11 protein-coding genes and 3 tRNA genes are annotated in these 14,140 nt (G+C 60.3%); 1 reads left to right on the top strand and 13 read right to left on the bottom strand.

Annotated features, from left to right (window positions below; all coding sequences use genetic code 11):
• Positions 1 to 103: 103 nt before the first annotated feature.
• Entirely contained in the window at positions 104 to 1,387 is a 1,284-nt protein-coding gene (locus tag AC30D7_RS17595; protein ID WP_490134904.1) for an NAD(P)/FAD-dependent oxidoreductase, read from the top strand.
• 246 nt (positions 1,388 to 1,633) lie between these two features.
• Here the strand turns inward: AC30D7_RS17595 and AC30D7_RS17590 are convergent.
• The 13 genes from AC30D7_RS17590 to AC30D7_RS17530 form a co-directional block, all read right to left on the bottom strand.
• A tRNA-Asp gene (locus tag AC30D7_RS17590) sits at positions 1,634 to 1,710 on the bottom strand.
• A gap of 107 nt (positions 1,711 to 1,817) precedes the next feature.
• A tRNA-Asp gene (locus AC30D7_RS17585) sits at positions 1,818 to 1,894 on the bottom strand.
• A gap of 54 nt (positions 1,895 to 1,948) precedes the next feature.
• Positions 1,949 to 2,024 (bottom strand) — tRNA-Val (locus AC30D7_RS17580).
• Between the two features lie 157 nt (positions 2,025 to 2,181).
• On the bottom strand, positions 2,182 to 2,949 hold the full coding sequence (locus AC30D7_RS17575) for an SDR family oxidoreductase (protein WP_490134903.1): 768 nt from the start codon (positions 2,947 to 2,949) through the stop codon (positions 2,182 to 2,184).
• Positions 2,950 to 2,954: 5 nt separating this feature from the next.
• Positions 2,955 to 4,166, bottom strand: a complete 1,212-nt coding sequence (locus AC30D7_RS17570) for an O-succinylhomoserine sulfhydrylase (protein WP_490134902.1) — start codon at positions 4,164 to 4,166, stop codon at positions 2,955 to 2,957.
• Between the two features lie 67 nt (positions 4,167 to 4,233).
• Complete coding sequence (gene purF / locus AC30D7_RS17565; protein ID WP_108217777.1) at positions 4,234 to 5,739, bottom strand: amidophosphoribosyltransferase; 1,506 nt, start codon at positions 5,737 to 5,739, stop codon at positions 4,234 to 4,236.
• 41 nt (positions 5,740 to 5,780) lie between these two features.
• Positions 5,781 to 6,341, bottom strand: coding sequence for a CvpA family protein (locus tag AC30D7_RS17560; protein ID WP_253425575.1), 561 nt, complete (start codon positions 6,339 to 6,341; stop codon positions 5,781 to 5,783).
• A 98-nt stretch (positions 6,342 to 6,439) separates the two neighbouring features.
• Entirely contained in the window at positions 6,440 to 7,102 is a 663-nt protein-coding gene (locus AC30D7_RS17555) for an SPOR domain-containing protein (protein WP_490134901.1), read from the bottom strand.
• Positions 7,086 to 8,393 carry a bifunctional tetrahydrofolate synthase/dihydrofolate synthase gene (folC, locus tag AC30D7_RS17550; RefSeq protein WP_490134900.1) on the bottom strand — a complete coding sequence of 436 codons (1,308 nt, stop codon included), beginning with the start codon at positions 8,391 to 8,393 and terminating at the stop codon, positions 7,086 to 7,088. Before folC ends, AC30D7_RS17555 begins: the two co-directional genes overlap by 17 nt.
• Positions 8,390 to 9,310, bottom strand: coding sequence for an acetyl-CoA carboxylase, carboxyltransferase subunit beta (gene accD / locus AC30D7_RS17545; protein WP_490134899.1), 921 nt, complete (start codon positions 9,308 to 9,310; stop codon positions 8,390 to 8,392). The genes folC and accD overlap by 4 nt, the downstream gene beginning before the upstream one ends.
• Positions 9,311 to 9,522: 212 nt before the next feature.
• On the bottom strand, positions 9,523 to 10,155 hold the full coding sequence (locus AC30D7_RS17540; RefSeq protein WP_490134898.1) for a phosphoribosylanthranilate isomerase: 633 nt from the start codon (positions 10,153 to 10,155) through the stop codon (positions 9,523 to 9,525).
• A gap of 63 nt (positions 10,156 to 10,218) precedes the next feature.
• Positions 10,219 to 11,043: a tRNA pseudouridine(38-40) synthase TruA gene (gene truA / locus AC30D7_RS17535; RefSeq protein ID WP_253426823.1), complete on the bottom strand. Its 825-nt coding sequence runs from the start codon at positions 11,041 to 11,043 to the stop codon at positions 10,219 to 10,221.
• A 324-nt stretch (positions 11,044 to 11,367) separates the two neighbouring features.
• Entirely contained in the window at positions 11,368 to 14,025 is a 2,658-nt protein-coding gene (locus AC30D7_RS17530) for a motility hub landmark protein FimV (RefSeq protein WP_490134897.1), read from the bottom strand.
• Positions 14,026 to 14,140 lie beyond the last annotated feature (115 nt).

The raw sequence follows: 14,140 nt of genomic DNA, 5'->3' as shown, positions 1-14,140 counted from the left end.
TTAATTTCGCTGTGGCAAAGAAGATTTTCCGGTGGCTAGCGGTCGATTTTTAACTCGGGTAGGATCAATGCACTCGTAAAATATATTAAACAGAGGCTGCAGGATGGCGAACACTCCCTACCCAGAGTCCTATTACGCTGCGTCGGCCAATGCGGCACCAGCGCGCCCGGCCTTGCAGGATGATGCAGAGACTGATGTCTGTGTAATCGGCGCCGGTTACACCGGCCTGTCCTCTGCCCTGTTTCTGCTGGAAAACGGTTTCAAGGTAACGGTGCTGGAAGCCGCCAAGGTCGGTTTCGGTGCGTCGGGACGCAACGGTGGCCAGATCGTTAACAGCTACAGCCGTGATATCGATGTGATCGAGCGCAGCGTCGGCCCCAAGCAAGCTCAGTTGCTGGGGCAGATGGCGTTCGAAGGAGGGCGGATCATTCGTGAGCGAGTGGCCAAATATAATATCCAGTGCGACTTGAAGGATGGCGGTGTGTTCGCCGCCATTACCGACAAGCAAATGGGCCATCTGGAGTCTCAGAAGCGCCTGTGGGAGCGTTTCGGTCACACGCAGCTTGAGCTGTTGGATCAGCGTCGCATCCGCGAGGTAGTGGCTTGCGATCAATATGTCGGCGGCATGCTCGACATGAGCGGCGGGCATATTCATCCACTCAATCTTGCCTTGGGCGAAGCGGCGGCCGTGGAGCTATTGGGCGGCACTATTTATGAGCAATCGCCGGCAGTGCGCATCGAGCGCAGTGCCAACCCGGTGGTGCATACGCCTCAGGGCAAGGTCAGGGCCAAGTTCATCATCGTTGCCGGCAACGCGTATATCGGCAATCTGGTGCCGGAGCTGGCGGCCAAGTCGATGCCCTGCGGGACTCAAGTGATCACCACCGAACCGTTGGGCGATGAATTGGCCAAACGTCTGCTGCCTCAGGACTACTGCGTCGAAGACTGTAACTACTTGCTCGACTATTACCGCCTGAGCGCCGACAAGCGTCTGATTTTCGGCGGCGGCGTGGTGTATGGCGCGCGGGATCCAGCGAACATCGAGGCGATCATTCGACCGAAGATGCTCAAGGCCTTCCCACAACTCAAGAACGTGAAAATCGATTACGCCTGGACCGGCAATTTCCTGCTGACCCTGTCGCGACTTCCTCAGGTCGGGCGACTGGGCGACAACATCTACTACTCCCAGGGTTGCAGTGGCCACGGAGTGACGTATACGCACCTGGCGGGCAAAGTACTGGCCGAGGCATTGCGTGGTCAGGCCGAGCGCTTCGACGCCTTTGCCGACCTGCCCCACTACCCATTCCCCGGCGGACAGTTGCTGCGCACACCGTTCGCTGCGTTGGGCGCCTGGTATTACGGATTGCGGGACAAGCTTGGGGTCTGATCGACTGACTCAGGCGACTTCTTTAAAGCGAAGTCGCCGTCAAAGCCCAACAGGTATCAGTGGCGCGCAAAGTGACTGGGCTGCTGGGATGCAGAAAGATCAGAGCGCAAAGGCATAGAGAAGAAAAAGACAAATTGCAGACACAAAAAACCCCGGTCTTTCGACCAGGGTCTTTGCTATCGACTCGAAGATTGCCAACGGCTTTCTTCGTAGCTCCAAGGCGTTCAGTGGGCCTTGAGGCAGATATGGCGCAGCGGACGGGACTCGAACCCGCGACCCCCGGCGTGACAGGCCGGTATTCTAACCGACTGAACTACCGCTGCGTATCGCTTTGAGCTGACGCTCAAGTAACTCGTCTGATTGAAAATTCGAGACTTTCCAATCTCGCTTTTTTCAATCTCGAATCAGGGTAAACCTGACTCGGAAAATATGGCGCAGCGGACGGGACTCGAACCCGCGACCCCCGGCGTGACAGGCCGGTATTCTAACCGACTGAACTACCGCTGCGCGTCGGTGGAGGCTTTTCAGCTTCCCTCTTGCTTACACAAGAGTCTCAAGAGTTGGTGGGTGATGACGGGATCGAACCGCCGACATTCTGCTTGTAAGGCAGACGCTCTCCCAGCTGAGCTAATCACCCTTTGCATCTCTGAGGCCGCGAAATTTACGCAGGTACCGAAGCTAAGTCAATACCCTGCTTGAAGTTTTTCTGAAAAAGACAAAATCGTGTCATTTCCAGCCGCGCCGACAATAGCCGACTTGCACTTCAAGCCGCACTTATTACGGCCTCGCTCGAACTACTCGCTGTAAATCATCTTCTTGGTCATGCCACCATCGACCACGAACTCCTGGCCCGTGACAAAACCGGCGTTCTTCGACAACAACCAGGCCACCATCGCCGCCACATCCTCGACCGTCCCTACCCTGCCCGCCGGATGCTGCGCATGATCGGTGTCGGTCAGCGGCTCGGCGCGTCGTGCCGCCGGATCCCGCGCATCGATCCAGCCGGGGCTGACCGCGTTGACGCGAATCTCCGGCCCAAGACTGATGGCCAAGGCGTGAGTCAGGGCCAACAGGCCGCCCTTGCTCGCCGCATAAGCCTCTGTGTCGGGTTCTGACTGCGCGGCGCGGGTCGAGGCCAGGTTGACGATGGCGCCGCTGTGAGCGCGCAGATACGGCGCACAGTGCTTGGCCAACAGCATCGGCCCACTGAGGTTCACCGCCAGCACCCGGTTCCAGTAGGCCAAGTCAAGGCTTTCCAGGGTGATGTTGTGCGGATCGGCCACCGCCGCATTGCACACCAGCGCATCCAGACGCCCGAATTGCCCCAACACCTCGGCCACACCCAGCGCCACCTGTGCTTCATTCGCGACGTCCATGGCGATGAACCAGGCGTTTTCGCCGAGCACCTTCGCCACTTTCGAACCACGTTCGCGATCCAGATCGGTCAGCACCACCTGCCAACCTTCGCAGATCAGCCAGGCCGCAATGCCCAAGCCAATGCCCCGCGCAGCACCGGTGACCAGTGCGACGCGGCCATGGGAGCCCGTGGTCGGCATCGACATTTCGATCACAAGGCAGCCAACCCGCGCGCCAGATCGGCTTGCAGGTCTGCCACATCTTCCAGACCGACCGCGATGCGGATCAGGCTGTCGCGAATCCCCGCCGCTTCACGCTCTTGCGGCGCCAGACGGCCGTGGGAGGTGGTGCTCGGGTGCGTGATGGTGGTTTTGCTGTCACCCAGGTTGGCGGTGATGGAAATCAGGCGAGTCGCGTCGATAAAGCGCCACGCGCCCTCTTTGCCGCCTTTGACCTCGAAACTCACGACCGCACCGAAGCCCTTCTGCTGACGCTGGGCCAGTTCGTGCTGCGGATGACTCTTGAGTCCGGCGTAATGGACTTTCTCGATACCGTCCTGCTGCTCCAGCCACTCGGCCAGTTGCTGGGCATTGGCGCAATGCGCCTTCATGCGCAGGCTCAGCGTTTCCAGGCCCTTGAGGAAGATCCAGGCGTTGAACGGGCTCAGGGTCGGCCCAGCGGTGCGCAGGAAACCGACGACTTCTTTCATCTGCTCACTGCGCCCCGCCACGACGCCGCCCATGCAACGACCCTGGCCGTCGATGAACTTGGTCGCTGAGTGCACAACGACGTCCGCCCCCAGCTTCAGTGGCTGCTGCAACGCGGGTGTGCAGAAGCAGTTATCGACCACCAACATCGCGCCTTTGGCGTGAGCGATTTCCGACAGCGCAGTGATATCCACCAGCTCGGCCAGCGGGTTGGACGGCGATTCTACAAAGAGCAATTTGGTGTTGGCTTTGATTGCTGCATCCCAGCCGGACAAGTCCGCCAGCGCTACGTAATCGACTTCGATGCCGAAGCGCTTGAAGTACTTCTCGAACAAGCTGATGGTCGAACCAAACACGCTACGCGACACCAGCACGTGATCGCCGGCACTGCACAGGCTCATTACCACCGCCATGATCGCGGCCATGCCAGTCGCCGTAGCCACGGCTTGCTCGGCGCTTTCCAGCGCGGCGATGCGCTCTTCGAACGCGCGCACGGTCGGGTTGGTGTAGCGCGAGTAAACGTTGCCCGGCACTTCACCGGAAAAACGCGCAGCCGCGTCGGCGGCGGTGCGGAATACGTAGCTGGAAGTGAAGAACATCGGATCACCGTGTTCGCCTTCCGGCGTGCGGTGCTGGCCGGCGCGTACGGCCAGGGTATCGAACGCTACGCCTTCGAGGTCGCTGTCCAGCCGACCGGCATCCCAATCCTGACTCATGCTGTCACTCCTTGCCTTGCTCTTTATTTAGTAGATACAAAACCGGCCCCTCAGGGCCGGTAGTTACTCAGTTGTTGTACAGATCAATGATCGCACTGACTGCCTGGGTCTTGACCTTGGAGGCATCGTTGCGTGCCTGCTCGATCTTGTTCAGGTAAGCCTCATCGACGTCGCCGGTGACGTACTGGCCGTCGAACACCGCGCAATCGAACTTGTCGATCTTGATCTTGCCGCCACCAACCGCTTCGATCAAGTCAGGCAGATCCTGATAGATCAACCAGTCAGCGCCGATCAGGTCGGCCACATCCTGGGTCGAACGGTTGTGGGCGATCAGCTCGTGAGCGCTTGGCATGTCGATGCCGTAGACGTTCGGGTAACGCACGGCCGGAGCCGCCGAGCAGAAATAGACGTTCTTGGCGCCGGCTTCGCGAGCCATCTGGATGATCTGCTTGCAGGTGGTGCCGCGAACGATGGAGTCATCCACCAGCATCACGTTCTTGCCGCGGAATTCCAGCTCGATGGCGTTGAGCTTCTGGCGAACGGACTTTTTCCGTGCAGCCTGACCCGGCATGATGAAGGTCCGGCCGATGTAGCGGTTCTTCACGAAGCCTTCGCGGAACTTGACGCCCAAGTGGTTCGCCAGCTCCAGGGCCGCGGTGCGGCTGGTGTCCGGAATCGGGATAACCACATCGATGTCGTGATCCGGGCGCTCGCGCAGGATCTTCTCGGCAAGCTTCTCGCCCATGCGCAGGCGGGCTTTGTAAACCGAGACACCGTCGATGATCGAGTCCGGACGCGCCAGGTAGACGTGTTCGAAGATGCACGGGGTAAGCGACGGGTTGGTCGCGCACTGACGGGTGTGCAGCTTGCCGTCCTCAGTGATGTAGACCGCTTCGCCCGGTGCCAGGTCGCGAATCAGGGTGAAACCGAGCACGTCCAGCGAAACGCTTTCGGAAGCGATCATGTACTCGACGCCTTCGTCGGTGTGACGCTGACCGAAGACGATCGGGCGGATGCCGTGCGGATCACGGAAACCGACGATGCCGTAACCGGTCACCATCGCCACGACTGCGTAACCACCAACGCAACGGTTGTGCACGTCGGTGACGGCAGCGAACACGTCTTCTTCGGTCGGCTGCAATTTGCCGCGCTGGGCCAGCTCGTGTGCGAACACGTTGAGCAGCACTTCCGAATCGGAGCTGGTGTTGACGTGGCGCAGGTCAGACTCGTAAATCTCCTTGGCCAGTTGCTCAACGTTGGTCAGGTTACCGTTGTGCGCCAGGGTGATGCCGTACGGCGAGTTGACGTAAAACGGTTGAGCTTCGGCCGAGGTCGAACTGCCCGCGGTCGGATAACGCACATGGCCAATGCCCATGTGACCGACCAGACGCTGCATGTGACGCTGATGGAACACGTCACGCACCAGGCCATTGTCCTTGCGCAGGAATAACCGGCCATCATGGCTGGTCACGATACCGGCAGCGTCCTGGCCGCGGTGCTGGAGGACGGTTAGCGCGTCATACAGCGCCTGATTGACGTTCGACTTACCGACGATACCGACGATGCCACACATGCGACGCAACCCCTACTTAATGGATCTGAACTGAACACAACTCACTGAGGCGTTTTGGCCGTCGGCAAGAGGTGCTCCTTGAACGGTATATCAGCGGGTACGCTGATTCCGCTGGCAAGCCACTGACTGCTCCACCCGAGAATCAGGTTTTTGGACCAGTCTGCGACCAATAGAAATTTTGGCACGAGCTGTGACTCTTGCCACCACCCGTCCTGCTGTACCGGCCCCAGGCTCAACAGCCCGACCGCCACGACCACCAGCAACACGCCGCGCGCCCCGCCGAAAGCCATGCCAAGGAATCGATCGGTCCCGGATAGCCCGGTGACGCGAACCAACTCGCCGATAAGATAATTGATCATTGCGCCTACGATTAAAGTGGCGACAAACATGATGGCACAGCCCGTGATCACACGAGCCGACGGTGTTGCAATGTATCCGCCGAGGTATTCGGACAATGAACCACCGAACATCCAGGCAACGACTCCTGCGATGATCCAGGTCAGCAGCGAGAGCGCTTCCTTGACGAAGCCGCGGCTCAGACTGATCAAAGCGGAGATGGCGATGATTGCAACGATCGCCCAGTCAACCCAGGTAAATGGCACAGTGCAGCCTACAGACAGATGAGGCGGCGCATTTTAGCAGAGCCCATGGCTGTCGGTAAGCTGAGATTATCAGTGCTTTTCAAATCAGGGCGATAGATTTAGCCGCGCTCAGGCTGGAAGCGCACCACAAACCCCTTGAGGTTCTGCTGACGACTCAACAAATCACGCAAACGATCGGCTTCCGCACGCTCGATCAGCGGCCCGACGAACACCCGATTCTTGCCATCGGATGAGCGGATATAGGCGTTATAGCCCTGACTGCGCAGGGTTTTCTGCAGGCTTTCAGCACTCTCGCGACTCGACAGGCTCGCCAGTTGCACCGACCAGCTGACCGACAGGCCATTGGCATCGACGCGACTTGGGGTGGCGACCGGCTTGGGTGGTGCGACCGCGATTGGCTGGGCAGGTGCCGGTACAGGCTTGGCAACTGGCGCTGCAGGTGGAGCGACCGGCTTGGCAGCCGGTGGCGCTGGCGCCACGGGAGCAGCCGGTGCAATCGCTGTCGACGGCGCTTGCTGTTCGGCAATCTCGTCATCGCTCGGCACAGGCTCTTGCGGCAATGCCTGCGGCTCAGGCACCGCTACCGGCTCGATCTGCACTTGCGGTACCGAGGGGGCATGCGGCGCAGCAGGCGCGTCGACCGTTACCTGGCGCTGTTCGTCCTGACGGGAAAACAGCATCGGCAGGAAAATCACCGCCAGCGCCACCAGCACCAGGGCGCCAACCATGCGCTGCTTGTACGCCTTATCCAGCAAAGCCATTTGCCGCTTCCTCCGTGGAGTGCCGGGCCAGCCATTCAAGGGCCTCGGCGACACAATAAAATGATCCGAACAACAGAATCTCATCGTCGCTCGTCGCCTGCGCGCACTGCCCTTCCAGGGCGGCGGCCACGCTGTCATAAGACGTTACCGAGGCGCCAAGGTTCTGCAATGCCGCGTGCAACTGAGCAACCGGCCGTGCCCGCGGCGAATCCAGCGGCGCGACAGCCCAATGCTGGACACTAGCATTCAATTCACCGACAACACCATCCAGATCCTTGTCCGCCAGCAACCCGAACACCGCCAGACGCTTGCCGGCCGGCGGTCGACTGGCCAGACGCCGAGCCAGATATTCTGCCGCGTGGGGGTTGTGCCCCACATCCAGCAGCAGATTCAGACGCTTGCCCTGCCAGACAATCTGACGACGATCGAGGCGACCAACGACCCGCGTTGCCTTCAGCGCTTCAATAATCTGCGCATCCATCCAAGGCAAGCCGAGCAGCAGGTAAGCCTGCAACGCCAGTGCGGCGTTTTCCATCGGCAGATCGAGCAATGGCAGATCGTGCAATTCGACCGCATGCCCTTGGGCATCAATACCGCGCCATTGCCAGTTGTGATCGGTGACACCCAGGTCGAAATCGCGCCCACGCAGGAAAAACGGGCAATTGAGCTCGCGCACCTTATCCAGCAGAGGTTGAGGAGGATTCAGATCGCCGCACAGAGCAGGCGCACCCTGGCGGAAGATCCCGGCCTTTTCGAAGGCCACGGATTCGCGGGTATCACCCAGGTAATCCGCATGGTCGACACCAATGCTGGTGACCAGCGCGATATCGGCATCCACCACATTGACCGTGTCCAGGCGCCCACCCAGGCCGACTTCCAGCACCACCGCATCGAGGCCGGCCTGCTGAAACAGCCAAAACGCCGCCAGAGTGCCCATTTCGAAGTAAGTCAGGGATGTTTCGCCACGACCCGCCTCGACCGCGGCAAAGGCTTCGCACAGCTGCGCGTCAGTGGCTTCTACACCGTTGACCTGCACCCGCTCGTTGTAACGCAGCAGGTGCGGAGAATTGTAGACACCCACGTTCAGGCCCTGCGCCCGCAGCAACGAAGCCACGAATGCGCAGGTAGACCCTTTGCCGTTGGTGCCGGTGACCGTGATCACCCGAGGCGCCGGCTTGCCCAGTCCCATGCGGGACGCTACCTGTTGCGAACGTTCCAGCCCCATGTCGATGGCCGAAGGATGCAACTGTTCAAGGTAGGCGAGCCACTCGCCAAGGGTGCGCTCGATCATAGGTTCGCAGGTACCGGTGGAACCACGATCGGCTCGACTGGCGCAGGGACGAACTTAGGCGTCGGTTTGCCGGTCAGTTGTGCCAGCAGGTTGCCCAGACGCGGACGCAGCTCCTGACGAGGAATGATCATATCGATCGCGCCGTGCTCCAGCAGGAACTCGCTGCGCTGGAAGCCTTCCGGCAGTTTTTCGCGAACGGTTTGTTCGATCACGCGCGGACCGGCGAAACCGATCAGGGCTTTCGGCTCACCGACGATCACGTCACCAAGCATCGCCAGACTGGCGGAAACGCCGCCATACACCGGATCGGTCAGCACCGAGATGAACGGAATGCCTTCTTCGCGCAGACGTGCCAGCACTGCGGAGGTCTTGGCCATTTGCATCAGGGAGATCAGTGCTTCCTGCATCCGCGCACCGCCGGAAGCGGAGAAGCAGATCATCGGGCAACGGTTTTCCAGGGCGTAGTTGGCGGCGCGCACAAAGCGCTCACCGACGATGGCACCCATCGAGCCACCCATGAAGGAGAATTCGAAGGCCGACACCACGACCGGCATGCCCAGCAAGGTGCCGCTCATGGAGATCAGTGCGTCTTTTTCGCCAGTCTGCTTTTGCGCGGCGGTCAGGCGATCCTTGTACTTCTTGCCATCACGGAATTTCAGACGGTCAACCGGCTCCAGGTCCGCGCCCAGTTCGGCACGACCTTCAGCGTCGAGGAAGATGTCGATGCGCGCGCGTGCGCCGATACGCATGTGGTGGTTGCACTTGGGGCAAACGTCCAGGGTCTTTTCCAGCTCCGGACGATACAGCACCGCCTCGCAAGACGGGCATTTGTGCCACAGACCTTCAGGCACCGAGCTCTTCTTGACCTCGGAACGCATGATCGAAGGGATCAGTTTGTCTACTAACCAGTTGCTCATGCTTTCTTTCTCCAGTACCGGCGGCCCGAACGCTCTGGTTCGCAGCCCCGCGTATGCCCTTGAGCTAAATTCATGTGTGTAGCGATGATCGATGGATTGCCGGGTCAGCGAGACGCTGACCTGCGTACAACCCAAAAATTCTCAGCCATGCCTGCTTTTTGCAGGTGCACCTCTTTTGTACAGAGCAGTGGACGGCGGCAGTCTGCCAGCCGTCACATCAACGACGTGCTACCGCGTACCGCTTTGATGAACGCTTGAATCTTTGCGTGATCCTTGATGCCCTTGCTCGCCTCTACCCCTCCGCTGACGTCCACCGCGTAAGGCCGAACCCGGGCGATCGCCTCGGCGACGTTATCTGGCGTCAAGCCACCCGCCAGGATGATCGGCTTGCTCAAGCCTTGCGGTATCAGTGACCAGTCGAAGGCTTCACCGGTTCCACCGGGAACACCTTCGACATAGGTGTCGAGCAAAATACCGCTGGCACTCGGGTAGGCGTCACAAGCTGCCGCAATGTCATCACCGGCCTTGACCCGCAATACCTTGATGTACGGTCGGTGCCAGCCTTCACAATCAGCGGCGGTTTCGTCGCCATGGAACTGCAACAAGTCCAGCGGCACGGCGTCGAGGATTTCCCCCAACTCGCAACGGCTGGCGTTGACGAACAAACCCACGGTGGTCACGAACGGCGGCAAGGCCGCGATGATCGCCCTCGCCTGCTGGAACGTCACGGCCCGTGGGCTTTTGGCGTAGAACACAAATCCGATGGCATCGGCCCCGGCCTCAACCGCCGCCAACGCATCCTCTATGCGGGTAATCCCACAAATTTTGCTGCGAACGGCCGACATGTCGATAGAACCTCAGGGCAATTGCGGGAAAGTCCCGGATGGTATCAAAAGCGTTCGAAGGCGTCAGCCGTCAAGTTCCGAGAAGCCGGTGAGGAAGTGTGGGCCGATGTAACGCTCGGGCAGTTCGAACTCGTCGCGATACTCAACCTGCACCAGATACAGGCCGAACGGATGAGCCGTCACCCCACCGGAACGACGAACGCGACTCTCCAGCACCTCTTTCATCCACTCCACGGGACGCTCGCCAGCACCGATAGTCATCAAGACGCCTGCGATGTTGCGCACCATGTGGTGCAGGAACGCGCTGGCACGGATATCAAGCACGATCATTTTGCCATGGCGGGTAACGCGCAAGTGATGCAGCTCCTTGATCGGCGACTTGGCCTGGCACTGGCCGGCACGGAAAGCACTGAAGTCGTGGGTGCCGACCAGATACTGAGCGGCCTCGGACATACGCTCAACGTCCAGCGGGCGATGGTTCCAGGTGATTTCTTCGTTCAGGTGCGCCGGGCGGATCTGATCGTTGTAGATCACATAGCGATAACGCCGGGCGATGGCTTTAAACCGCGCATGGAAATGCGCCGGCATGACCTTGGCCCAACTGACGCTGATATCGTGCGGCAAGTTGATGTTGGCACCCATGACCCAGGCTTTCATCGAGCGCTCGACCTGGGTGTCGAAATGCACCACTTGACCGCAAGCATGCACACCGGCGTCAGTGCGCCCGGCGCAATGCAGCGACACAGGGGAGTCGGCGACCTTGGACAAGGCCTTTTCGAGAAGCTCCTGCACCGTGTCCACACCGGAGGCCTGACGTTGCCAGCCGCGATAACGCGAACCTTTGTATTCAACGCCCAACGCGATCCGGAAAAAGCCGTCGGCCGCCATTTCGGCGGCCGGATTATCTATATTTGCCAAGGGGTGACAGCCTGCTGATCTACGCAAAGGCGAGCATTATAAGGCCGTCAGACCGGGATGCCAGAGCCGTGTGATTTCTGTGCTTCGCCCAACCAGTTCAACTGCTGACAGTTGTGCTGGATGTGAGGCCTCTTCGCGGGCAAGCCTCGCTCCTACAGTGATTGGGGCGGCCGCATATCCCCTGTAGGAGCGAGGCTTGCCCGCGAAGGCACTCCAACAGACGCCACCACACCCTCCCCAAACAAAAACGGCAGCCTCGATGGGCTGCCGTTTTGTTTACGCCTTACCGACGATTCACGCCAGACGCGAGAGCATTTCCCTGGCTTCGCTCTTCTGACCGGCATCGCCCTCGGTCACCACCTCATTGAGGATGTCCCGAGCGCCGTCGTTGTCGCCCATATCGATGTAGGCCTGGGCCAGGTCGAGTTTGGTGGCGACTTCGTCAGCGCCAGAGAGGAAATCGAGCTCGTCATCTGACGAGGCCAACGCATCTTCCTCAGTGAAGCTTGGCTCGCCGAGGCTCTGGGACAAACGATCCAGCTCGGCATTGACGTCGTTGAGTTCGTTTTCAAAGGCGTCAGGCTTATCCGGGGCGGCGTCCATTTCATCGGCCAGCGACAGATCGAAGTCAGCCGGCAACTCCAGATCGTCGAGCGGCGCCTCAGTCACCGTTGGCGCCTCAGTGACGGTCGGCACTTCAGCGACAGGCAAGTCCTTGAGGTCGTCATCCAGGCTCAGCAGGAAGTCGTCTTCAGCCAGAGTCTCCGGGGAAGCATCGCCGCCCAGATCCATGTCCAGGTCGAAGTCCGACAGGTCGTCGAGGCTTTCCTTGATTTCAGTCTGTTGTTGCAACACCGACTCAAAGCTCAGGTCGTCGTCCAGCGGAAACTCATCCAGCTCAGCCAGAGACTCTGGTTCTGGCTCAGGCTGTGGCTGCGGTGCTGGCTCGACTGCAACCGCAGGCGTGATCGGAGTAGCCGCTTCCAGATCGTCGAGACTCAGATCGAAAGCGCTGTCAAAGTCAGCCAATGCCGGCTCCGGGGCTTGCGGCTCATCCAGCAGCAGCTCCTTGACATACTGTGCATCCAGCTCGGCGGCAACGGCCGCAGCGGCCAGGCCACCCACCGCCGCGACCACCATGGTCGGGAAGCGGCTTTTCAGCTGTTCGACCCGGGCGAAGTTGTCGCCATTGGCCACCAGCTGACGCTCCTGCGCGACGAACGCATCGCGATCGCCCTGCTGACCGTAGACCTCCATCAGCTTCAGGCGCAGATCGCTGCGTTGCGGTTCTTTCTTGATGGCATCTTCCAGCAATGCGCCAGCCTGATTCAGACGACCGGCCGCGATGTGCGACTGTGCCTGGGCCAATACATCGTCAGAGCGTTCGGCGGCAGGCGCAACCAACGGTGCCGCGATCGGTGGCGTCACCACAACCGGAGCGACTACCGGAGCCGGTGCAGGTGCAGGCGTTGGTGCAGTTGCGAGCTTCACGCTTGGCGGCGGAACCTCCAGACCTTCGAAGCTGCTTTCCGGCAGGTCGTAGTCGGCGGAGAATTCTTGCTCTTCAGCCAAGGCACGAGCCATACGCAGGTGTTTCTCGGCTTCTTGCTGAGCTTTGCGGCGACGGGCCAGCAACAGCAGCAAGAGCAGCAGAACCACCGCACCGCCACCCACCAGACCCAGCAGGATCGGGTTAGTCAGCAGGTCGTTGAATTTCTGCTCGTCGGACGCCACAGGTGTCGGCTCGACGGGCGGTGCCGGAACGACTTCCGGTGCACCAGCCTCTGGCGCCGGAGCGGCTGGAGCCACGTCCGCAGTTTTTGCGGCAGGATTGCCCGCCAGCTCGGCCGACATCGCCGGAGCCGTCGTGGCAGCCACTGGTGCGCCTGCATCGCCTTCGGCTTGCAGCTTGGCCAACTGATTATTCTTCAATTCGATCAGACGCTGCAGCTTGTCCAGCTGACTTTGCAGATCGTTCATGCGGCTTTTCAGTTCGGCGTTGTCACGGCGAGTCGTGTCGAGGCTTTCCTGGGTCACGGCCAGCTTGTTGCTCAAGGCTTTCGCATCACCGGCGGCACCTTTGCCATGCCCCTTGCCGGTGTCGGCAGACACCAGGCTCAGCTTGTCCGTGGCGGCTTGCGACGAAGCACCTTCACCGCGAGCACGCTTGGTGGCATCGAGTTGCTGCTGCCCGCTTCCGGGCTTCGCCACATAGCGACGACCGTGGCGCCATGCAGAGTTCTGCGCCGCGACTTCAGCGATGGCCTTGGGTTGCGGCAGGTTGGTACTTTGCACCTGATCCGGCAGACGCAGCACCTGGCCGGTTTTCAACCGGTTGATGTTGCCGTCGATAAAGGCATCCGGATTCAGCGCCTGAATGGCTAGCATGGTTTGCTGGATCGATGCGCCGTTACGCGACTTGGCGGCAATTTCCCACAGGGTATCGCGCTGCGAAGTGGTGTATTGCGTCGATTTGGTCGCGCCCGTAGCTGGCGCAGTCACCGTTTGGGCTGGCGCCGGTTGCGCGGCGGCATCGGCGGTTTGCGGCGAGAATTTGGACGGATCGAGCAGCACGCTGTAATCGCGCAGCAGACGACCGTTTGGCCACATCACCTGAACCAGGAATTTCACCATCGGTTCGGACAGCGGTTTACTGGAGGTGATGCGCAGGATGCTTTTGCCGCTGGCGTTAAGCACCGGCGTAAACGTCAGGTCGTTGAGGAACGCCTGACGGTCGACACCGGCCTTGGCGAAATCTTCGGGCGAGGCCAGGCTCGGCACCACTTCGGCAGCGGTGAGATCCTTGACGTCGAGCAACTCGATTTCTGCTACCAGAGGCTGGTTCAGCGTCGATTTCAGGGTCAATTCCCCAAGCCCGAGGGCATGCGCCATACCGGAGGACAGCGCCGAGGCGGCCGCTATTGCTAACACCAGTTTGCGAACTTGAACCATAGCCTCATCCTTTGTTTGAACATTCCTCGGCCAGCGAGAAGGTGTTGATTGCCGCTGCCGTAAGGCGTTGCGCGCGACGGCGAAGGGTCGTCGCGCGCGATCGTTTCATTCATGC

Source organism: Pseudomonas sp. DF5 (assembly GCF_058148225.1).
The sequence above is the reverse complement of the archived record's forward strand: the minus strand, read 5'-3'. Positions and strand labels throughout refer to the sequence as shown.